Origin of the sequence: Mycolicibacterium parafortuitum, assembly GCF_010725485.1 — a bacterium.
Taxonomy (GTDB): Bacteria; Actinomycetota; Actinomycetes; order Mycobacteriales; family Mycobacteriaceae; genus Mycobacterium.
Map to the genome: position 1 here is coordinate 3458674 of NZ_AP022598.1, position 22269 is coordinate 3480942.

General features: G+C 68.0%; 20 protein-coding genes. 16 read left to right on the forward strand and 4 right to left on the reverse strand.

All coding sequences use genetic code 11. The features are described from left to right. Window positions 1–14 precede the first annotated feature (14 nt). Window positions 15–626 carry a type II toxin-antitoxin system PemK/MazF family toxin gene (locus NTM_RS16675; protein WP_104863351.1) on the reverse strand — a complete coding sequence of 204 codons (612 nt, stop codon included), beginning with the start codon at window positions 624–626 and terminating at the stop codon, window positions 15–17. A gap of 50 nt (window positions 627–676) precedes the next feature. Between NTM_RS16675 and lepA the strand changes: the two genes are divergently transcribed. From lepA to NTM_RS16715, 9 genes are all read left to right on the forward strand, one after another. Then, window positions 677–2581 (forward strand): translation elongation factor 4, encoded by a 1905-nt coding sequence (gene lepA, locus NTM_RS16680; protein ID WP_163766895.1) that lies wholly within the window; start codon window positions 677–679, stop codon window positions 2579–2581. A gap of 128 nt (window positions 2582–2709) precedes the next feature. Beyond that, a complete protein-coding gene (locus tag NTM_RS29015) occupies window positions 2710–2844 on the forward strand; it encodes a hypothetical protein (RefSeq protein WP_272955231.1) in 135 nt (44 codons plus the stop codon). Between the two features lie 165 nt (window positions 2845–3009). Then, a complete protein-coding gene (locus NTM_RS16685; protein WP_163766896.1) occupies window positions 3010–3315 on the forward strand; it encodes a WhiB family transcriptional regulator in 306 nt (101 codons plus the stop codon). 76 nt (window positions 3316–3391) lie between these two features. Beyond that, window positions 3392–4852 carry an APC family permease gene (locus NTM_RS16690; protein ID WP_163766897.1) on the forward strand — a complete coding sequence of 487 codons (1461 nt, stop codon included), beginning with the start codon at window positions 3392–3394 and terminating at the stop codon, window positions 4850–4852. Next, the gene (locus tag NTM_RS16695; RefSeq protein WP_163766898.1) at window positions 4849–6186 is read left to right on the forward strand and encodes a glutamine synthetase family protein; all 1338 of its coding nucleotides are present in this window, start codon (window positions 4849–4851) and stop codon (window positions 6184–6186) included. The genes NTM_RS16690 and NTM_RS16695 overlap by 4 nt, the downstream gene beginning before the upstream one ends. A gap of 23 nt (window positions 6187–6209) precedes the next feature. Beyond that, window positions 6210–7226, forward strand: a complete 1017-nt coding sequence (locus NTM_RS16700) for an LLM class flavin-dependent oxidoreductase (RefSeq protein WP_232079733.1) — start codon at window positions 6210–6212, stop codon at window positions 7224–7226. 8 nt (window positions 7227–7234) lie between these two features. After that, window positions 7235–8440, forward strand: coding sequence for an acyl-CoA dehydrogenase family protein (locus NTM_RS16705; RefSeq protein ID WP_232079734.1), 1206 nt, complete (start codon window positions 7235–7237; stop codon window positions 8438–8440). 52 nt (window positions 8441–8492) lie between these two features. Then, window positions 8493–9248 (forward strand): sensor domain-containing protein, encoded by a 756-nt coding sequence (locus tag NTM_RS16710; protein ID WP_163766900.1) that lies wholly within the window; start codon window positions 8493–8495, stop codon window positions 9246–9248. An 84-nt stretch (window positions 9249–9332) separates the two neighbouring features. Continuing rightward, window positions 9333–9992, forward strand: a complete 660-nt coding sequence (locus NTM_RS16715; RefSeq protein WP_104863572.1) for a sensor domain-containing protein — start codon at window positions 9333–9335, stop codon at window positions 9990–9992. 3 nt (window positions 9993–9995) lie between these two features. Here the strand turns inward: NTM_RS16715 and NTM_RS16720 are convergent, their stop codons facing one another. Further along, window positions 9996–10571, reverse strand: coding sequence for a TetR/AcrR family transcriptional regulator (locus NTM_RS16720; protein WP_163766901.1), 576 nt, complete (start codon window positions 10569–10571; stop codon window positions 9996–9998). An 89-nt stretch (window positions 10572–10660) separates the two neighbouring features. Here NTM_RS16720 and NTM_RS16725 point away from each other — a divergent pair, with 89 nt between their 5' ends. The 7 genes from NTM_RS16725 (at window position 10661) to NTM_RS16755 (ending at window position 19431) form a co-directional block, all read left to right on the forward strand. Beyond that, entirely contained in the window at window positions 10661–11590 is a 930-nt protein-coding gene (locus NTM_RS16725) for a TIGR03564 family F420-dependent LLM class oxidoreductase (protein ID WP_163766902.1), read from the forward strand. Between the two features lie 40 nt (window positions 11591–11630). After that, window positions 11631–12944 carry an NtaA/DmoA family FMN-dependent monooxygenase gene (locus NTM_RS16730; RefSeq protein ID WP_163766903.1) on the forward strand — a complete coding sequence of 438 codons (1314 nt, stop codon included), beginning with the start codon at window positions 11631–11633 and terminating at the stop codon, window positions 12942–12944. Continuing rightward, complete coding sequence (locus NTM_RS16735) at window positions 12941–14326, forward strand: LLM class flavin-dependent oxidoreductase (RefSeq protein ID WP_272955232.1); 1386 nt, start codon at window positions 12941–12943, stop codon at window positions 14324–14326. The genes NTM_RS16730 and NTM_RS16735 overlap by 4 nt, the downstream gene beginning before the upstream one ends. A gap of 135 nt (window positions 14327–14461) precedes the next feature. Continuing rightward, entirely contained in the window at window positions 14462–15982 is a 1521-nt protein-coding gene (locus tag NTM_RS16740; protein WP_163766904.1) for an APC family permease, read from the forward strand. Beyond that, a complete protein-coding gene (locus tag NTM_RS16745) occupies window positions 15979–17181 on the forward strand; it encodes an acyl-CoA dehydrogenase family protein (protein WP_163766905.1) in 1203 nt (400 codons plus the stop codon). The genes NTM_RS16740 and NTM_RS16745 overlap by 4 nt, the downstream gene beginning before the upstream one ends. 28 nt (window positions 17182–17209) lie before the next feature. Then, window positions 17210–18199, forward strand: coding sequence for a GNAT family N-acetyltransferase (locus tag NTM_RS16750; RefSeq protein ID WP_179963949.1), 990 nt, complete (start codon window positions 17210–17212; stop codon window positions 18197–18199). Beyond that, window positions 18196–19431 carry an acyl-CoA dehydrogenase family protein gene (locus NTM_RS16755; protein ID WP_163766906.1) on the forward strand — a complete coding sequence of 412 codons (1236 nt, stop codon included), beginning with the start codon at window positions 18196–18198 and terminating at the stop codon, window positions 19429–19431. The genes NTM_RS16750 and NTM_RS16755 overlap by 4 nt, the downstream gene beginning before the upstream one ends. Window positions 19432–19486: 55 nt before the next feature. On the opposite strand, the gene NTM_RS16760 is transcribed toward NTM_RS16755, so the two are convergent. Together NTM_RS16760 and NTM_RS16765 are read right to left on the reverse strand one after the other, a co-directional pair. After that, entirely contained in the window at window positions 19487–21250 is a 1764-nt protein-coding gene (locus NTM_RS16760; RefSeq protein WP_163766907.1) for an ABC transporter substrate-binding protein, read from the reverse strand. Window positions 21251–21283: 33 nt separating this feature from the next. Further along, entirely contained in the window at window positions 21284–22267 is a 984-nt protein-coding gene (locus tag NTM_RS16765) for an ABC transporter permease (protein WP_163766908.1), read from the reverse strand. Window positions 22268–22269 lie beyond the last annotated feature (2 nt).

Here is a 22269-nt window from a genome sequence, read left to right on the forward strand (position 1 = left end):
GCCAGCCGAGCTGATCAGCTCCAGCTGTACTCGGCGCGCAGCCGCGCCGCGACCACGTCGAACACCTCGCGGGCGAGGATCGCACCCTCACGCCTGATGCCCTCTTCGGGGACGTCGAGCACCCGGTCCAGCCGCACCCAGCTGGCGCGTCCTTCATAGTCCCAGCTGCCGTGGCCGATCGAGATCCAGTTCGGGTCGTCACGGTGGTGGTCCTGGCTGGACAGCATCAGGCCGAGCAGGATGTCGCGGTCGCGGCCGACCACCAGCACCGGTCTGTCCTTACCGCGGGTCGGGTCGTCCTCGAAGGTGACCCACGTCCACACGATCTCGCCGGGGTCGGCGCGGCCGTCGAGGTCGGGGGCATAGGAGACCCGGCGTGCCCGGTGCGCGGTCGGGACGAAGTTCTTCGACACGGGACGCCCGGCCGGCAGGGCAGGCGCGTGCGACGGCGGCGGTCCGGTCAGCACGTCGAGCCCGATCCGGATGCCCTGCTGGATGCCGCGCTGCAGCGTGTCCGACCTCTGCAGCTGACGCACCAGTTTCGGCGCTTCGTTGAAGACGATGTTTTCGGTGCCCTTCACCAGGAAGCGCTGAAAGGCCCTCAAATTCCATGACGATGACGCCATACCCGCCAAGCATAGGGCGTCCGCGGAGGCCTCGATTGGGCTGAGGGGTGTTGCGCTCGATACTCTGGAGGCGCCTGATCAGGCTCACAGACCCCGCTCACCAGGAGATTCCCATCGCTAGCTTCGCCGACAAGACGTTCACTGCGCCGGCGCAGATTCGGAACTTCTGCATCATCGCCCACATCGACCACGGCAAGTCCACGCTGGCCGACCGGATGCTGCAGCTCACCGGTGTGGTCGCGGACAGGGATATGCGCGCCCAGTACCTGGACCGGATGGACATCGAGCGTGAGCGCGGCATCACGATCAAGGCGCAGAACGTGCGTCTGCCCTGGGAGGTGGATGGCGAGCAGTTCGTCCTGCACCTGATCGACACCCCCGGCCACGTCGATTTCACCTACGAGGTGTCCCGGGCGCTGGAGGCGTGCGAGGGTGCGGTGCTGCTGGTCGACGCCGCCCAGGGCATCGAGGCGCAGACGCTGGCCAACCTGTACCTGGCGCTGGACCGCGATCTGACGATCATCCCGGTGCTCAACAAGATCGACCTGCCCGCCGCCGACCCGGATCGCTACGCCGGTGAGATCGCGCACATCATCGGGTGCGAACCCGAGGACGTGCTGCGGGTGTCGGGCAAGACCGGCGCCGGGGTCGGGGAGCTGCTCGACCACGTGGTGCGCCAGATCCCGCCGCCGCAGGGCGACCCGGACGGCCCCGCCCGCGCGATGATCTTCGACTCGGTCTACGACATCTACCGCGGCGTGGTGACCTACGTCCGCGTGGTGGACGGCAAGATCACCCCGCGCGAGCGGATCAAGATGATGTCCACCGGCGCCACCCACGAGCTGCTCGAGGTGGGCATCGTCTCGCCCGAACCCAAGCCCTCCGACGGACTCGGCGTCGGCGAGGTCGGGTACCTGATCACCGGCGTGAAGGACGTCCGCCAGTCCAAGGTCGGCGACACCGTGACGACCGCGCGCCACGGCGCGGTGGAGCCGCTGACCGGCTACCGCGAGCCCAAGCCGATGGTGTACTCGGGCCTGTATCCGGTGGACGGCTCCGACTACCCGGTGTTGCGCGAGGCACTGGACAAGCTGCAGCTCAACGACGCCGCACTGACCTACGAGCCCGAGACGTCGGTGGCGCTGGGCTTCGGGTTCCGGTGCGGGTTCCTGGGGCTGCTGCACATGGAGATCACCCGGGAGCGGCTGGAACGCGAATTCAATCTCGACCTGATCTCCACGGCGCCCAACGTCGTCTACCGGGTGGTCAAGGACGACGGCACCGAGATGGTCGTCACCAACCCGTCGGACTGGCCTGAGGGCAAGGTCCGGTCGGTGTTCGAGCCGGTGGTCAAGACCACCGTCATCGCGCCGAGTGAGTTCATCGGCACCATCATGGAGCTGTGCCAGTCGCGGCGCGGCGAGCTCGGCGGCATGGACTACCTGTCGCCGGAGCGGGTCGAGTTGCGCTACACGATGCCGCTGGGCGAGATCATCTTCGACTTCTTCGACTCGCTGAAGTCCAGGACGCGCGGCTACGCCAGCCTGGACTACGAGGAGGCAGGCGAGCAGGAAGCCGATCTGGTCAAGGTCGACATCCTGCTGCAGGGCGAGGCCGTCGACGCGTTCAGTGCGATCGTGCACAAGGACGGCGCCGCGGCGTACGGCAACAAGATGACGACCAAGCTCAAGGAGCTGATCCCGCGCCAGCAGTTCGAGGTGCCGGTGCAGGCCGCGATCGGCTCGAGGATCATCGCACGCGAGAACATCCGTGCCATCCGCAAGGACGTCCTGTCCAAGTGCTACGGCGGTGACATCACCCGTAAGCGCAAGCTGCTGGAGAAGCAGAAGGAAGGCAAGAAGCGGATGAAGACCATCGGCCGGGTCGAGGTCCCGCAGGAGGCTTTCGTCGCGGCACTGTCCACCGAATCCACGGCCGACAAACCGAAGAAGTAGTTCGGTGCGGGCTGATTCAAAAGCCCGATGTGCTGATCCGGTTGTCCGGCAGGGTATTTGAGCCGAGGGTCGGCATCTCGGCGCTTCGGTCACCGCCGGTCTCAGCCCGCCGCGCCTAGCGTGGACGCATGGAGGAGACGCCGACACCGTGGCTGATCACCGAGGCGTTCGACTCCTCGGCGCTCGCCACGCGCTGGGTGTGGATCGTCGTGCTGGCCGGGGTTGCCGCGGTGGTGCTCGGCGGCATCCTGTTCAGCGTGTGACAGCGCGCTGACACCGCGCGCTCGACGCCCGCGAGGGCGCCTGAAATGCCACTGTGCGCGGCGTGTCACCGTGCAGACACGCGCGCTCGGCCGGTGGGGGTGGGTGTAAAGCTCACGGGGAGTTGATATCTGGGCGGGAGCCCGGATCTGGGTGAGCATGCACGCATGACCGCGGTATGGCAGCCACGACTCGACGCCGACGAATACTGGAGTTGGCAGCTGTCCGGCAAGTGCCTCGACCACCCCGCCGACCTGTTCTTCCCGGAGAACGCGCCGCGTGCTGACCGACGGGGACTCGAAGAGCAGGCCAAGCGCATCTGCGCCGACTGCCCGGTGCTGCTGCGCTGCCGCGAACATGCCGTCAGCGTCCCGGAACGCTACGGGATCTGGGGCGCGATGACCCCGCGCGAACGCGGAGTCCCGCCGTCGCACCGGCCCGCGAACCGCGCCGGCGAAAAGAATTCACGCTGACCCGAACGATTGAGCAACGTGAGATACGTCTCTACGTTGCGTTCAGCACGGCCCGAAACACCAGGAGGGTGTCCCCATGTCTGAAGCAACGCTGCCCGATCCAGGGGTGACAGCAAAGCTACCGGCAGCCTCAGAAGGCTCCGAAACGCCGGATCCACGGCGGCTGCGGGGCAACCTCGGCGTCGCATCGATCGTGTTCATGGTCGTCGCCGCCGCGGCGCCGCTCGGGGTCATCGGCGGCGTGGTGCCGCTGGGGCTGGCGGCCGGTAACGGGGCGGGCTTCCCGGCGACGTTCATCGTCGCGACCGTGATCCTGCTGCTGTTCTCGGCGGGCTTCACCGCGATGACCCCGCACGTCGAGGAGGCGGGCGCGTTCTTCTCCTACGTCCGGCAGTCCCTCGGCCTCCCGGTCGGCATCGGCATCGCGTTCGTCGCCGTGGTCAGCTACGTGGCTCTCGAAGCAGGGGTCTACGGCCTGCTCGGTCCGGCCGGGGCGAGCGTCGTCGAGTTGTTCGGCGGGCCCGCGCTACCGTGGTGGCTGTTCGCCGCCGCCGCGTTCGCCGTGACGACCTACCTCGGCTACCGCAACATCGAACTGTCCAGCCGGGTGCTCGCGGTGCTGCTGACCGCCGAGATCGCGATCGTCGCGATCCTCGACCTGGTCATCGTCGTCCGCGGCGGCGACCACGGCCTGTCGTCGGGCATCGTGAACCCGGACGCGATCTTCTCGGGATCCCTTGGCATCGGACTGCTCTTCGCGATCATCAGCTACGTCGGGTTCGAGGCGACCGCGATCTTCCGCGACGAGGCCCGCACGCCCGAGCGCACCATCCCGCGCGCCACCTACTTCTCGCTGCTGCTGATCGGCATCTTCTACGCGATCACCAGCTGGGCGCTGATCTCCGGATGGGGTGACGAGCAGGCGGTCGCCCAGGCCACCGACAACGGCGGGACGTTCCTCGGCGACACCGCGTCGCGCTACATCGGTGTCTTCGGCGCCGACGTGATCACGGTGCTGTACTTCACCAGCCTGTTCGCGTGCATCCTGGCGTTCCACAACGTCGCGTCGCGCTACCTCTTCGCGCTGGCTCAGAAGGACGTGCTGCCCGCCGCGCTGAGCCGCCCGCACGCCGAACACGGTTCGCCGCACCAGGCTTCGCTGTGGATCTCCGGCGTCGTCGCGCTCAGCGTGCTGCTGGCCGTGGTGTTCGGGCTCGACCCGGCCGCGCAGTTCTACACGTGGTTCGCCGGGACGACGACCGTCGGCATCGTGGTGCTGCTGATCGCGACCAGCGTGGCCGTCCTGGTCTTCTTCGCCAAGGACCGCCGCGGCAACTCGCAGTGGCGGGTGCGCATCGCACCGGCACTCGGCCTCGTGGGCCTGCTCGGCTCGTTGGTGCTGATCCTGACCAACCTCAGCGATCTGGTCGGCGGCTCCGCCGTGCTGGCCGCGGTGGTGATCGGGGTTCTGTTGGGCGCGTTCGTGATCGGCGTCGCCGCAGGCAAAGCACTCGTCGGGCGGAAGACCTCGTCATGACGCAGCTGTCCGGACCACAGATCGGCGTCGCGGCCGACGAACTGCGCGACGGCATCGCCGACGGCACGCTGCACGAGATCGAGGTGGCCTGGACCGACCCGTTCGGCCACGCCGCCGGTAAGCGGATCCCGGCCGCGCAGTTCCTGGACCGGGCGGCCGGCACCGGGTTCGCGTTCTGCGAGGCTGCGCTCGGCTGGAACACCGACGGCACGGTCATCGACGGGCTGCGGCTGACCAACTGGGACGGCGGCTACCCGGATGTGTATGCGGTGCCGGACTTCTCAACGTTCACCCGGGTGCCGTGGCGCCCCGGCGTCGGACACGTGATCTCCGATATCGTCACCCATCACCGCACCCCGTCGCTGCTGGACCCGCGCGCCGTGCTGAAGCGGGTGCTGGCCCGGCTGGACGGGCTGGGCTACAGCGCCAACATCGGTGTCGAGTTCGAGTTCTACCTGCTCGAGCTCGACGGTGCGCCGATCATCGACAAGATCCAGGCCTACTCGCTGGAGAACGCGAACGCGCTGGATCCGTTGATCGCCGACCTGTACCAAACCCTCGGCGCGTTCACGCGTCTGGAGGGCATCCAGACCGAGTACGGCCCGGGCCAGGTCGAGACCAACCTCGTCTACACCGATGCGCTGGCCGCCGCCGACGACAGCGCCCGGCTCAAATACGCCGCCAAGGAGGTGGCGCGCAGGCACGGCAAGCTCGCCAGCTTCATGCCCAAGCCGTTCTCGGAGCACTCGGGAAGCTCGGCGCACCTGCACATCTCGTTGTGGCGCGGCGACGAGCCGGCCTTCGCGGCGGTCGACGGCGCCGAGAGCCAGGACGCGCGTTACGCGATCGCCGGGCTTTTCGAGCACCTGCCCTCGATCACGCTGTTCGGTGCGCATTCGGTCAACGCGTACCGCCGGTTCGCGCCGGACACGTTCGCTCCCGACACGGTCAACTGGAGCCGGGATAATCGCAGCGCGGCGATCCGCTCGCTGATCGAGGACAAGCCCGAGGCCTCCCGTATCGAATTGCGTTCCGGAGCATCGGATTCCAATCCTTACTGGCTGATCGCCTCGGCGCTGGCGGGCGTCGTCGCGGGCCTGGAGGCGCGGCGCGAGCCCCCGGAGCAGGCGACCGGCAACCTCTACGGCAAGGGCACCCCGCTACCCGACTCGCTGGGCACCGCGGTGGCGCTCGCCGTGCAGGACGACACCATCCTGGAGATCCTGGGCGCCGAGTCGGTGCTCGACTTCGCCGCGATCGCGCGCAGCGAATGGGAGCAGTACGTGGGCCATGTCAGCGATTGGGAGCGCGATCGCTACCTGAGCACGTCATGAGCGGAGCGAATGGTTCAGCCGGAGTGACCGCCCGCCCCAGGTTCGGGGTGTGGGCGCCGGTCTACGGCAACCACGGCGCCCGTCATCATCCCCAGGATCCGCCCGACGCGAGCTACCGGCGCAACCGCGACCTGATCGTGCACGCCGAGCGGGTCGGGTTCGACGCGACGCTGGTCGCCCAGCATGTGATCCACCCCAGCGACGTCGAAGACGACGTGCTGGAGACGTGGTCGACGCTGGCCGGCATCGCCGAGGCCACCGAGCGCATCGAGCTGATCGGCGCGATCAAGCCGCTGCTGCTGAACCCGTTGGTATTCGCCAAGATCGCCGCCAACATCGCCGACATCTCCGGAGGACGGCTGTCGATCAACGTGGTCAGCGGCTGGTTCCTGCCGGAACTGGAAGCGCTCGGCGTCGACCTGCTCGACCACGACGACCGCTATGCCCACACTCGGGAGTGGCTCGAGATCGTCACCGCGCTCTGGGCAGGCAAGCAGGTCGACACCGGCGGCCGCCAGCCCGCGCTGGTGCGGCCGGTGCCGCGTTTCGTCCCGCCGGTCTACGTCGGCGGCGAATCCGAGCCGGGCCGCGCGCTGGCCGCCGCGACCGCCGACGTGTTCTTCATCAACGGCAGGCCGCTGCCCGACACCGCAGACGTCATCGCCGATCTGCGGTCCCGCCGTGCCGGCGGGCCGCCGTTGCGGTTCGGGCTGTCGGCGTTCGTGATCGCGCGCGACACCGACGCCGAGGCACGTGCGGAGGCCGTGCACCTGCAGGCGCTGGTGGATGCCGAGAAACGGCCCGAGATTTCCGGCGGCACCGATCCGAAGACCCAGATGTACAAGGTGCTCGCCGACACCAGCCGGGTCGGGTCCAACGGCGGCACACTAGCCGGCCTGGTGGGTAGCTATGACACCGTCGCGGAACGGATCTCGGCATTTCACACTGCGGGCATCGAGCTGTTCATGCTGCAGTTCCAGCCGCTGGAAACCGAACTCGACCGGTTCGCCGAGCACATCATCCCGCGATTCGCCCCATGAGGAGAACGATGACCCTGACCGTGGACACCCGTGCCGCCGGTGACGTGGCCGACCGGCTCGCCCGGCTCGCGCCGATCGTCGAGACGCTGCGTGCCGAGGATCCGTCCGCCGAGCGGGAACGGGTACTGCAGCACGATGCGGTCGCGGAGTTGCGCCGCATCGGCATCCTGACCCTGCGGGTGCCGCGGCGCTACGGCGGCCCCGGCGGCAGCATCCGCGACGTACTGTCGGCGGTCATCCAGATCGCGTCGGGGAGTTCCAATGTCGCGCAGGCACTTCGGGCGCACTTCGGGTTCTCCGAGCGGCTGCTGAGCAACCGCGCCGGCGACGGCGAGCGTGCCGAGTGGTTCCCGAAGATCAACGCAGGGCTGGTGGTCGGCAACGCGATCACCGACGCGAGGGGACGTGCCCCAAGCAGCTCGGAGACCACGGTGCTGGCCGATGCGAACGGGGTGTTGCGGCTCAACGGGCACAAGTTCTACTCGACGGGCACGCTGTACGCCGATGCGATCGCGGTGTCGGCGATCGATGCCGCGGGCAACGACGTGCAGGTGATCGTGCCGACGGACCGTGACGGCGTCGAACTGTTCGACGACTGGGACGGCTTCGGGCAGCGCACCACCGCCAGTGGCGCCACCCGTTTCACCGACGTCGAGATCGCCCCTGTGGAGGTGACGACCGTCTCCGACGGTGCCCATCTCGGGCACAGCACGACCTTCCTTCAGCTGTATCTCGCCGCGGTCGCGGCGGGGATCGCGGCCGCGGTGCGCCGCGACGCCGTGGAGTACGTGCAGACCAAGGCCCGTCCGGCGGCGCACTCGGTCGCCGACCGTGCCGGTGCCGACCCGTTCGTGCTGCACGCGGTCGGTGAGATCGCGGCCGCGGCGGCCGCCGCCGAGACGTTGGTGCTGTCGGCGGCCGACACCCTGGACACGTTGGTGGACAGCGGTTCCGTCGACGACGCCGAGGCGCTGGCAGACGCCGCCGTGGAGGTGGCGCAGGCCCAGCTGGTCGCCGAGCGACTGGCCCTGCAGGCCGCGCAACGGCTCTTCGACACCGGCGGGGCATCGGCGACGTCGCGCAAGCTGAACCTGGACCGGCACTGGCGCAACGCGCGCACGGTCGCCAGCCACAACCCGCTGGACTACAAGGCGCACGCGGTGGGCGACTTTCTGGTCAACGGAACGACCCCACCAGCCAACGGGTACTTCTGAGGGTTCTCTGAAGCGGGTCGCGCGCCGGCCTGCGGCGTGCTACTCAAGGGGTATGTCGAGGCGGGTCACACGCGGTATCGCCGGCGGTGCGGTGGGCGCGGTCTGCGCCGGCGCCGTGCTGTCGGGCTGTGCCGGCGCACCGGTCGACCAGCGTCCGGTGGTCCGGATCGTCGAGGCCGCCCAGCCGTCGCCGGCGATCCCGCTCGGCGGGCTCCTTCCCACCGCACCCGAGCTGGCAGGCGCGCTGGGCACCGGGCCGAACGCGCTGATGGGCACCGCGGTCGAGGGCGACGCCGAGGTCCTGCTGAGCAGCGTCACCGACGCGAACATCGCCCCGGTGGAGTGCGTCGGCGCCGCCTACCGGTTGCAGGACGTCGTCTACCGGAACAGCCCGGTGCGGTCGGTGGCCAGCAACACCTGGGCCGGAGGCGGCTTCGACGGACCTCCGGTGGCGGGATTCTTCGGGGTCGTGCAGATGACGGACCAAAGCGCGGCTCAGGCGTTCTTCGGCGCCGCGACCGAGCTCTGGCGGCGCTGCAACGGGCAGTCGGTGGCCGTGCAGCAGCCCGGGGCGGGCGCCGACGAACTGAGCCGGATCACCGACGTCGTGTTCGACGACCGGATGGTGTCCGCGAGCGTGCTGCACACCTCCGGCGGTGCGGCCGCCCCGACGGCGCTGCGGGCGCTCGGGGTCGCCGGCGATTGCGTCGTCGAGGTGGAGATCACCGATCCGCGCCCGGCCGGCGATCCGCGGGGTGCCGTCGCGGTGGCCGACGTGATCCTCGACAAGATCACCGCGTCGCGCTGACGCCTGCGTTCCGTCGCGGCTGTAGTGGACAATGACGCGGTGAGGACGATCGCCGCGCTGCGCCCAAGGTGTGTCGCGGCCGCGATGGTCCTGGCGTCGATGCAGCTGTCGGGCTGCGTGAGCACCGTCGACGGGACCGCGGTGCGCGGCCACGGTTCCGTGCTGTTCGACGTGCCCCCGCTCGACGAGGGCCACCTCGACAGGATTCTGCTGCCCATCGAGCAGATCAACACGATCGTCGGGTCCACCCGCATGGAGGTCACCAGCGAGGTCGACGAGATGACCGACCATTCCGCGGAAGTGTCCGCCCCGGACTGCCTCGGTGCGGTGTACGGCGCCGAGGCGCCGGTGTATGAGGGCACCGACTGGATCGCCGTGCGCGACCAGGTGGCCCGCGAACCGGGTGCCGACAACGACCACTGGGTCGAGCAGGTCGCGGTGCTCTACCCGGACGCGCAGAACGCGCAGGACTTCTTCGACGACTCGAAGGCCACCTGGCAGGACTGCGCGAACAACGCGATCGTGGTCGGCGACGGGGAATACCTGTGGGAACTCGACGACGTCGTGGTCAGTGACGATCTGATCACGCAGGTGACCACGCAGGAAGGGGCCGACGGCTGGGCGTGCCAGCACGCGTTGTCGCTGGTGTCGAACCTGACCGTGGAGGCGTGGGCGTGCGGCTACAGCATCACCGACGAGGCGGTCCGAATCGTCGACGCGATGGTCGCCAACGCCGCGCGGTAGCGGTCAGCCGGCCCGCGGCCGCAGTCCGTCGACGAACACGTCCAGCAACCTGTGGCACCGGGCCCTGTCCCGGTCGGGCTGTTCACCCACCCACGTGATCGCCGCCGCCATGTCGAGAAGATCGTCGGGGCCGATGTCGGTGCGTATCGCGCCGGTGTCCGCGGCCCGGGCGATCAACGCGGCGCCTGCCGTGCGCGCCAGTTCGCACGTGCTCCGCGTCCCGTCCGGCGGCGGCGGCGGACTGGCCAATGTCGCGGCCAGGCCTTTGAACATCGCGCCCTGTTCGATGTAGGCCCGCAGCCATTCGCGCAGCGCCCCGAACGGATCGGAGGCGGTCAGTAGTTCCGTGCCGAGGTGGTGGATGTCGGTCAGCCCGTCGTTGATGACCGCGAGCACCAACGCATCCCGGGTGGGGAAGTGCCGGTACAGGGTGCCGGGGCCGACGCCCGCGGCACGCGCGACGTCGTCCAGCGATGCGGTCACCCCGCGTGCGGTGAACGCATCGTGGGCAGCCCGCAGCAGGAGTTCGCGGTTGCGCGCGGCATCGGCGCGGCGCGATCGAGCGGCGGTCGGACTCATGGCCCCTTCCCGGTTGGCGTAGACAAACGGAGGCGGTCTCCATATATTGACCGGAGACAGTCTCCGAATCGTACCGAAGGGTGCAGGCCATGGACATCACACTCACCGTCGTGCCGCGCCCGGACGCGGGTTTCGCCACGCTACTCGGCGATGTCGCGGCGGCCGCCGAGTCCGGCTTCGCCCGGGTGTGGCTGCCGCAGTTACCGCCCATCGTCGGCGCGAACGGCTGGGATGCGTTGACCGCGTTGGCTGTCGCCGGCGCCCGCACGCCGGGGATCGGACTCGGATCCTCCGTCGCGGTCGCCTACGGCCAGCACCCGCTCGTGCTCGCACGACAGGCGTTGACCGTCGCGGCGGCGACCGAAGGCCGGTTCGTCCTCGGTCTCGGCGTCAGTCACCGGTTCGTGGTGGCCGACGTGCTGGGGTACTCGTACGATGCGCCCGCGGCGTATCTGCGGGAATACCTCGAGGTGCTCGGTCCCGCGCTGGCCGGACAGTCCGTCGACCACCACGGCCCGCGCATCACCGCCGTCGGAAAACTCGAGTCCTCCGTGGCCGCACCACAGATCGTGATCGCCGCGCTCGGGCCGAGGATGCTCGAGCTGGCCGGTGCGCTGACCGCAGGCACACTGACCACCTGGACCGGACCGAAAGCCCTTGAGAATCATGTGATCCCCCGGATCACCCGAGCGGCCGAGGATGCGCGACGTCCCGCGCCGCAGGTGATCGTCGGTCTGCCGGTCAGCGTCACCGATGACGTCGAGGGCACCCGCGCCGAGATCAACGCGGCGTTCGCGGTGGCCAACGAGGTGCCCGCCTACCGGGGGATGCTGGAGCGCGAGGGTGTCGGCAGCGTCGCCGACCTGTGCCTGGTCGGCGACGAGGACGAGGTGGTGCGCGGGCTCAGGCGATTCGCCGACCTCGGAGTGACCGAGTTCAGCGCCGTTCCCACCGGGGACGACGCGGCCCGCGCACGTACGGAGACCGTGCTGCGGGAGGTTGCACTCGCCGCGGTTTGAAACCTCGTGGAAATACCTCTCGCACACTAACTTCCGTGAAGTGACACGCGAAGTCCACCTCTTGACCTTCGGAAACACCCGGTCGGCAGGCCCGTGGCGGCACCCCGACATCGACAGCAGCACCCCCGCGGTACGCCGCCGGTTGATCGACCATGCCCGCGCAGCCGAGGCGGCCGCGCTCGACGCGGTGTTCTTCGCCGACGGACTGAACTTCGGCCCATCGGCCACCTGGCCCTACAAGACCACCGAGGATTTCGAACCGTTCACCACCGCCGGGGCCCTGTCCTCGGTCACCGAGAACATCGGTCTGGTCCTGACCGGTTCCGCGACGCTGCAACACCCGTATCATCTGGCGCGCCAGTTCCTGTCCCTGGACCACCTCAGCGGTGGGCGGGTCGGCTGGAATCTGGTCACCAGCTTCGCGCAGGCCGCTGCCGACAACTTCAGCGCCGGCGGTGTGGTCGAACACGACGAGCGGTACCGGATCGCCGAAGAAGCGATCGACGTGGTGAAGAAGCTGTGGGACTCCTGGGAATCCGGGGCGATCGTCGCCGACCGCGACTCTGGGATCTTCCACGACGTCAGCAAGATTCACGTGCCGGACCACCACGGCACCTACTTCGACGTGAAGGGGCCGATCGGGGCCGCCCGCTCACCGCAGGGGCAACCGGTCATCTTCCAGGCCGGATCATCGGACACCGGAAGTGTTTTCGCCGCGCGTCATGCCGAGGTGATCTTCACCGGGCAGGGAAACAAAGACAGCGCGCAGCGGTTCTACCGCCGCATCCACGACGAGGCGGCGCGGCAGGGACGGGCCGACGCTCCGCTGATCACGCCGTCGCTGTGGTACCTGGTCGGCTCTACAGAGGAGGAGGCGCGCCGGGTCGAGGAGGCCGCCTACGAGTACTTCAGCCCCGAATACCAGGCGGGCTGGCTGCTGGAGGTCGACGTCGACGTCACCGGTGCGGATCTCGACGGACCGGTTCCGGCCTCGGCGTTCCCCGACCGCACCGAGACACACCAGACCGCACTCGCGGGCTACCGGGCGCTTGCTACCGAAGGAAATCCCACCGTGCGTGAATTCCTGTTCCGCACCGTCGCAGGCTGGGGCGCGCAGGTGGTCGGCACCCCGGAGCGGATCGCCGACCAGATCGAGGACTGGTTCACCTCCAGGGCCGCGGATGGGTTCGTCCTGAAGGACCCCGGCCTGCCCGGCCAGTTCGAGAACTTCACCGAGCAGGTGGTCCCGGTGCTGCGTAAACGCGGCCTGTTCCGGCACGAGTACCGGGGCACCACCCTGCGCGACCACCTCGGCCTCGACGCACCCGCGAACCGCTACGAGAGCGCGTCGTGAGCCGGGAACCCTTCGTCCTGTCGGCGTTCACGATGTCGACTGTGTCGCACGGCAATTACGGGCTGTGGCGACATCCGGCGGACACCACGTCCCGCTACACCGATCTGACGTACTGGGTCGAGCTGGCGAAACTGCTCGAGGACGGCGGGTTCGACGCGTTGTTCATCGCCGACGCGGTCGGTCAGCTCGACGTGTACGGCGGTGACGCGTCGGCCGCGCTGGCCCGCGGCGTGCAGACCCCGGTCACCGACCCGCTGCTGGCGGTGTCGGCGATGGCAGCGGCCACAGAACATCTCGGCTTCGGTGTGACGGTGTCCACCACCTACGAACATCCGTACCTGTTGGCCCGCAAGTTCAGCACGCTCGACCATCTGACCGACGGCAGGATCGGGTGGAACATCGTCACTTCGCTGCTCGACAGTGCCGCGCGCAACATCATCGCCCGGGACAGGCAGATCCCGCACGACGAGCGCTACGCGATGGCGCAGGAGTTCGTCGAGGTCGCGTTCAAGCTCTGGGAGGGATCCTGGGAGCCCGATGCGGTGGTGCGTGACCGCGTCGGCGGTGTGTACACCGATCCCACCAAGGTGCATCCGATCGCGCACGAGGGCACCTACTTCAGCGTGCCCGGCGCCCACCTCGTCGAGCCGTCTCCGCAGCGCACCCCGGTGCTATTCCAGGCGGGCACCTCGGCGGCGGGGCGGGAGTTCGCGGCGCGCAACGCCGAACTGGTGTTCGCCAGTGACCCCCGCCCGGACGTGCTCAGGCGCAACATCGAGGACGTCAAACGCCGCGCCGCGGCGTACGGTCGAAGACCGGGCTCGATCAAGTTCATCACCTCGGTCGAGATCGTCACCGACAGCACGGATTCGGCGGCCCGTGCCAAGGCCGACGAGCTCGCGCACTATCACGATCTGGAAGGCGGGCTGGTGCTGCTGTCCGCCCTCAGCGGCGTCGACTGGTCGCGCTACGGCGTCGACCGTCCCATCGACCAGTTCGACACCGACGCCAGCCGATCCATCCTGGCCGCGGTCGACGATCCCGACAGCCGGAACCGAATCACGCTGCGCGACTATGTCGGCGGCCTCGGCGGATTCGGGGGAGCGCTGTTCGTCGGATCCGCGAAGACGGTGGCCGACGACCTGGAGGCCTACGCGGAGCGAGCCGGCGTGGACGGGTTCAACATCGCCTATCACGTCACTCCGGGCAGTTTCGCCGACGTCGCCGAGTTCCTGATTCCCGAGTTGCGCAGTCGCGGCCGCGCGCGGGTGGCCGATGAGCCGGTTTCGCTGCGCCAGCGGATCTTCGGTGGCTCGGAACCGTTGCTGCCCGACGACCATCCGGCGGTTGCTTTCCGTCAGAAAAGAATCCTGCCGATTTGATCGCTCACGTTTGCGCGCATGTTGCGGCACCGTGAACGGCATATCACCCTGTTGTCAATTCGGCTGCGGGGCTGGAGTTTATCGCTTCCTTGCGATCTCTTGCCCGCCGGATCCTTCGAAGAAAGCGGGCACATCATGTCCACACCCACTCGCCGCGAAGTGGCACTGTCCGGCCGGGGTCTCACCTCGGCGGAGGGAATCGGGCTCAAGCGTGACGCCGTCGGCGCCTGGGGGGTGTTCGCCCAGGGGCTGGCGGCCGCAGCTCCCAGCGTCGCCGTCGCTGTCGTGCCCTTCTCCCTGTTCGTCGCCGCCGGGAAGGGCGCCGCGTGGGCGGTGTTGGTCGGACTCGGGATCGTGGTGCTGATCGCCACCACGATCAGCTTCCAGGCCAAGCGCACGGTGTCATCCGGCTCGCTGGGCACCTACACCGGCAACGGCCTCGGCCCCGGCTTCGCGTTCGCGGCCGGCTTCAGCCTGCTGATCGGCTACATCGGTTTCGCGACCACCGGAACCCTGGGTGGTGTGCTGTACCTGGACGCGTTCCTGGAGTCCATCGGCCTTGGCTCACAGGAACATTGGTTCAGGCTGCTGCTCGTCGTCGTCGTGGTCGCCGCCGCCATCTATCTGCCCTACCGCGGCGTGTCGGTCTCCGCCAAATACGAACTCGTCTTCGAGCTCATCGCGATCGCGTCGATCCTGGTGATCATCGTCGGCTCCTATGTCACCTACGGCTTCCGGATCGACTGGGAGCAGTGGAACCCCCAACACCTCGCGTCGAGTGCGACGTTCATCGCCGCGGTGTCTGCCGTCGGCTCGTACGCGGGATTCGAGAGCGTGGCCTCGCTGGGCGCCGAAGCCAAAGACGCGCACCGCAACATCGCGCGCTCGCTGCTGCGGGTGGTGCTGATCCTCGGCGTGCTCTACGTGGTCGCGACATATCCGCAGATTCTGTTCTTCGATGAGATCGACGGTGACAAGGCCGTGCTGCCGCAGTTGGCGGACAGCGCAGGCGTGGCGTGGGTCAACCAGGTCGTCAGTGGCGCTGTGGCGATCGCGTTCATCGTGTTCGTCACCGCCGTGACCACCGCGGGGGCGCGCTCACTGTTCACCTTCGCCCACGAAGGCGCACTGCCGAAGGCACTCTCGCGGGTGCATCCCCGCTACCAGACACCCTGGGTCGGTGTGGTGTTCATCGGCGCGCTGGCGCTGATCTTCTCGGTCGTCGCGACCTTCAGTTCGGCGGGTCGGCTGGTCTTCGACGTGTACGGCGGCTACGTCGCGACGTGGGGCTTCTTGATCAGCTACCTGCTGGTCGTCATCGCGACACCGATCTGGCTGTACAAGATCAAGGCACTCACACCGCTGCGGCTGGTGGTGTCGGCGGCAGCGGTGCTGGGTCTCGGCTACGTCATCTTCAGCAACTTCTACCCGGTGCCTGAATTCCCGTTCAACATCCTGCCGTTCATCTTCGGTGCCATCCTGGCGGCCGGTCTCGCGTGGTACTGGTACCTGACCAAGGCCAAGCCGGAGGTGGCGCGGCGCATCGGCACGATCCAGACCCTGTCGGAGGAGGAACAGCAGCGGCTGGCCGACGAGGGCATCCTCGACGTGCTCGGCCAGAACGCGCCGGCCTCCGATGAACCGGTCGCGCGATGACCCACCAAGAGGTCCTCGATGCCGCGACGGCGCTTCGTGACAAGCTGAAAACCACTGCCGCGCAGCGGGACCATGCCGGACGAGATCCGGTCGACGAGATCGGATGGCTCAAGGAGACCGACCTGCTGGGGCTGTTCATCCCCGAGGAGTACGGCGGTGGAGGAGCGACCTGGTCACAGGTGGCCGAGATCGTCGCGATCATCGCCGAGGCGGATTCGTCGATCGCGCACGTTCTGCTCTACCACTATTTCGGCAGCCTCGCCGGAACCCGTGGGGAGAACGGGTTCGCCGGCCCCGCACGGGCCGAGCGGATCGCCGAGCAGCGGCTGTTCCATGGCACCGTCGCGCAGGCCGCCTACCCGCCGCTGATCCTGGCCACCCAGACCGCAGCGGGTTTCCGGCTCACCGGGTCCAAGCCGTTCACCAGCGGTGCCGCCCTGGCGGATGTGCTGTTGGTGTGGACCGTGTTCGACGAGAACACGACGCTGGGCGCCCGGGATGTGTCGGGTCAGCTCGCGACCTTTCACGTCGAACGGTCGGCCCCGGGGCTGTCCTTCGGCGGCGACTGGGACAACATCGGTCAGCGTCTGACCGTCAGCGGCACCACCACGCTGTCCGGCGTCGAGGTCAGCGCGGACGACCTCATCGGCTACGGCTACGGGGTCGCCGAGACCACCGCCGCCGATCAACTGGACGTGTTGCACATGTACGCCGGATTCGCGTCGATCTTCACAGGTATCGCGGTCGGTGCACTCGACGAGGCGGCCGCCTACACCCGCACCCGCTCGCGTCCGTGGGTCGAGACGGGGTACGCGCGTTCCGGTGACGATCCGCTCGTGCTGGAGCGCTTCGGGCAACTCTGGACCCAGGTGCAGTCCGCCGTCGCGCTGACCGCACGGGCGAACACCGCGCTCGACGCCGCGCGGGCACAGGGAGCCGATCTGTCATGGGCACAGCGCGCCGAGACGGTCACATTGATCAATGCGGCCCGGCTGCATGCCAGTGACGTCGCGCTGGCCGTGTCGAGCAGGCTGTTCGAGGTGACCGGAGCTCGGTCGACCGCCGCCGCCGACGGCCTGGACAGGTTCTGGCGCAACGTCCGGACGCTGAGCCTGCATGATCCGCTGCAGCGCAAGCAGGTCCAGATCGGCGACTACGTCCTCAACGGCACCGAGCCGACGCCCGGCTTCTACTCGTGACCGTTCTTTCACACACCGGAGAGAGTTCATGACCCTGACCGACCATCGCGGTGCCGGAACCTGGCAGCTGAGCCCCGCCACCGCCCACGACCATCCGCTGATCGCGGACTTCCTGGCCACCACCGAGGGTCTCGGCGGCCGCAAGTTCGCCGCGGACTCGCGCGACGTGGCCGAACAGCTCGAGGGGGTGTTCCCCGGCGCGGTGACCGTGGTGCGCGACGACGACGGGCGCATCCGCGGTTACGCGGCACTGCATCAGCCCCACGGACTGCAGCCCGAGATCGCTGCCGACATCGTGCTCGACCCGACCGTACCCGCCGATCTCGCCGACGAGGTGGTCGACGGCGTCGTGGCCAGGTTCTTCGCCGAGAGCGCCGCGATCCCCGGATCGTTCCTGCGCGCGTTCATCGGTGACGGCCACACGAACGTGATCGATGCGCTGGCACGCCGCGGTGCGACGAGGGAGGGCCAGTTCATCCGCACCCGTAAACCGCTCGACGGCGAGGACCCCGCGGCGCTCGCGGCGGCCTCTCGCGACGGCATCACGGTGGTGCGCTGGCCCGAGGTGATCGGCCGCGGGCTGGGTGAACAGGTCCGCCGGCTGCAGTACGACACCTTCCTCGAGCACTTCGGGAACATGTCCAAGACGCTGGAACTGTGGCAGCACCACATCCACAGCCGGTTGTTCGCACCCGATTTCAGTATCGCGGCGCTCGACACCGCCGACGAGGTGGTCGGCTACGTCCTCGGTTCGGTGTACACGGCGGGCACCGGTGAAGCCGCGGAGCGCAGTGCGCACACCGACTACATCGGGGTGCGCAAAGACCAGCGTCGCAATGGTATCGCCGAGCTGCTGTTGCGCAAGATCTGGCTCGCCGCGTTGTCGCGCGGCCTCACCCTTGCCTCACTCGGCACCGACATCCACAACCGCAGCAACGCCCACCTGCTCTACCGGCGGCTGGGATACGTCGCCGTCGAGTTCCAGTCCGCCTACCGAATGGAAGGTTTCGCCCAGTGACGACCAACACGACCTACCTGACGGCGCCGACCGCTGATCTCGCCGATCTGCAAGACCGGTTCCAGCCCGTGTTCGACAAGGTCGCCGAAGGCAATGTCGAACGCGAGCGCCGCCGGGTGCTCCCGCACGAGCAGGTCAGGCTGCTCAACGACGCCGGGTTCGGGAAGCTGCGAATCCCGCTGGACCACGGCGGTTTCGGTGCGTCCCTGGAACAGACCTTCCTGCTGCTGGCCGACCTCGGCGCCGCCGACTCCAACGTGGCCCACATCTGGCGCAACCATCTCGCCTTCGTCGAGGATCGGCTCAACGCCCCGGTCTCGGACACCAACGACACCTGGATCACCCGCCTCCTGGACGGCGAGTTCGTCGGCGGCGGCTGGACCGAGGCGAACAACGTCACCCTGGCCAACATGACGACCACGGTGACCGCCCGCGACGATCACTGGGTGGTGACGGGCTCGAAATACTATGCCACCGGCAGTCTCTACGCCGACTGGCTCGACGTGATCGGCCGCGACGGCGACGGCGAACTGCTGACCGCGCTGGTGCGCCGCACCGATCCCGGTGTCACGCTGGTCGACGATTGGCAGGGATTCGGCCAGCGCACCACCGCGAGCGGTTCGGCCCGCTACGACGGCGTCCGCGCCGAGCGCGGCAACGTGTTCCCCGCCGCGGAACGTTTCTCGTACCAGCCGCACTTCTATCAGATCGCGATGCTGTCGGTGCTGACCGGTATCACCCGCGCCGCGCTGAGGGACGGCTCGACGGCACTGGCGGACCGTAAGCGCAATTATCCGCAAGGTCTGGCCGCGAAGCCCACAGACGACGTGCAACTCCTGCAGGTGATCGGCGATGTGTCCGCCGACGCGTTCGCAGCCAGGGCCGCACTCGGGCTCAGCGCGCGCAGCCTGGACGACATCGTCGCCGGACGGATCGGCGGGGACGAGACCCGGGCACGGCAGCGGCTGATCGGCGCCGAGGTCGCGGTGACCCAGGCTCAGCTGGTGATCATCGGCGCCGCGCTGCGGGCCACGACGAACATCTTCGACGCCCTCGGTGCGTCCGGTGTATCGGAAGACATTGCACTCGACCGTCATTGGCGCAATGCACGCACCCTCGCATCCCATAATCCGCGGGTGTACAAGGCCCGCATCCTGGGTGACTGGCTGATCAACGCCAAGGATCCCGTACCCGATCTGGCGGCGCGCGGACGTGGCGGCCAGGGCAACTGAGAGCTGACCGAAGCGCGTGGTGCCGGCCGGGGGGCCGGCACCACGCGCTTCTTCGTCATCCCGTGACGGCGATGTTGGTGATGTCGCCGCCGTTACCCAGCGACTGCCACGTCCAGTTCGTCACCCGGTCCGACGTGGGCACCGACTTCACCCGTTCGATCAACGGGAACCACGCCAGATCCTCGGTGGCGATCCTGTTGGCCTGCTTCCAGTCCTCGGTCGAATCCTCGGCGGCGAACGCACGACGCACCGCCGCATTGAGTTCGGGGTTGTCGTAGGTGACGCCGTTCCAGGTGCCTCCCGGGGCGAATTCCGAATCCAGCCAGCCGCCCAGAGTCATCCTCGCGCTGTTGCCCTGCCAGTCCGGGGTCCAGTTGGTGATCGCCAGGTCCCACTGGTCGAGCTTGGACTTGTCGGCGAGGAATGCGCTGAACGCACCCCAGCTCTCACCCGGAATCGGGGTCAACCGCACCGTGATTCCGCCGCGTTCGGCTGCCGCCTGCACCGAGGTGGCGATCTTCTCGAACTCGGGGGTGTTGCGGTATGCGACGTTGACGGTCAGGTTCTCCTGACCGGCTTCGGCCAGCAGCGCCTTCGCCTTCTCCGGATCGCCTTTGTCTTCCGGTGTCGGGTAAGGGTTCTCGTCGTTGTATCCGGTGATCGTCGAGGTCAGGATCTCGTTGCTGACGATCGCGGAATCCGGTCCGCCGAGTCCGCGCACGACATCGGCTCTGTTCAACGAGTAGTTGAAGGCCTGCCGGACCCGCAGATCCTTGAGTGCGCCCTGAGCAGGTGTCGCCGGTTCGGCCGGATTGTTCCAGCTGATGAAGATCGCCGAGCCGCTGGCCGACTTGTGCAGGTGGTCCGGGTCGGTCTTCTTGTACTGGGCGATCACGTTGGCCGGATAGGACCGGATGTAGAGCCCGATGTCGGCGGTCCCGGTCTGCAGCTGCTGGGAGGCCGCGTCGGCGGAGGCGACCGTCGTATCGAAGACGATCTTGTCCGCGTGGGCTTTTCGCGGGTCTCCGTCGCTGTTGTACTCGGGCACCTTGGCCAGGGTCAGCTGGCGGTCGGGCTCGTAGGACTCGATGAAGTACGGGCCGCTGGAGACGTAGTTCTTCCGGAACTCCAGGCTGTCGGCGAAGTACTTGGAGACGACCTCCTCGGGCAGCGGCGACACGAAGTTCAGCGTCAGGATGTCGAGGATATCGCTCGCCGGCTGGGTCAGGGTCAGCTGTAAGGTCTTGTCGTCCAGCGCCTTGAGCCCGCTGATCTCGTGAGTGTCGATGAACTCCTTCACCGCGGTCAGATCTCCCGTGGGCACCTTGGCGAATTCGGCGGCGTACTCTTCGAACCCGGCGAACAGCGCGTTGTAATAGGTGATCGCACTGACCTGGGCGTTGGGATCGGGGAATCGCTTGACGGCGTAGACGAAGTCCTGCGCGGTGATCGGGCGCGTCGAGGCGCCCGAGAAGTTGATGTCGTCGCGCAGATGGAAGGTGTAGGTCAGCTTGTCCGGGCTGACCTCCCAGCTCTCGGCAAGGTCAGGGACGACTTCGGTGTCGGCTCCGATGCTCTCCTTGTTCCCGGCGTAGGTGACGAGTTGGCGCGTCGTCGCCCTGATCACCTGCCACGATTCCGCGGAGTAGGCGATCAGCGGGTCCAACGCGTCGATGTCGCCGACCGAGGCGACCTTGAGTGTGCCGCCGTAGAGCTGCGACGGGTCAGTGGGAGCGGCCTGCTCGTCGCTGGTGCCACACGCGGACACCAGCATCACCGCTCCCGCCAGCGCAGCGACAGCGCGTACTACCGATCTCATCGTTTCTTCTCCTTGTGTGTTGGGGTGCGAGGTCTATTTGCCACTGCGGGCGTGGGTGATCACGTCGATGACGAACGTCGCGACGACGAAGATGACGGCGCCCAGAAGCGTGCAGCCGATCACCACCGGGGCGTCGCCGCTGTTGGCGGCGCTCACGGCGAGCCGGCCGATGCCGTCGAGGCCGAAGATCTGCTCGGTGATGATGGCGCCGCCGAGTATCGCGGCGAATTCGATGGCGCCCAGGGTCAGGATCGGGTTCAGCGCCGCCGACAGCGCGTGATCGAAGTACACGCTGCGGGGTGGCAGGCCCTTGGCCCGCGCGGTGCGGATGAAGTCCTTGTTCGCGACTTCGAGCACCGAGGCACGCACCACGCGTTGGAACAACCCGACCTGGGCGATGACCAGGGTGGCCCAGGGCAGCAACAGGTGCAGGGCCCATTGCGCGGGTGAGGTCGTCAACGGCACGTACCCGCCGCTCGGGAAAAACTTGAATCCGGCGAGCGAGAGCTGGTAGTAAAGCACGAACAGCAGCAGCACCCCGGTGACGAACGTCGGTACCGACAGGAAAACGTAGGAGATCCCTGACGTCACGGTGTCGAAGACGCCGCCCGGTTTGCGTGCCGCGTACACCCCGAGCAGCACCGACAACGCGATCCACAGCACCAGCGCACCGACGGCGAGGCTGACCGTCACCGGGAACTTCTCCAGGATCAATCCGGTGACCGGCCGTTGCTCTCGGTACGAATAGCCAAGGCTGGGTGGCCAATTGAGCAGACCGGTCGGCGTGCCCTTGATCTCCGGTCCGCGCACGACGTAGTGCCACAGCTGGACATACCACGGGTCATCGAGCCGAAGACTCCTGGTGATGGCGTCGACCGTCTGCTGGGATGCGTTCTCCGGGGCCAACATCCGGCCCGGGTTTTGGTAGGCGAGCTTGGTGAGGCCGAACGTGATCAGTACGACGGCAAAGACGGTGACCACCATCCGGGCGGCGCGGGCGAGCAGGAACGGGGCCATCG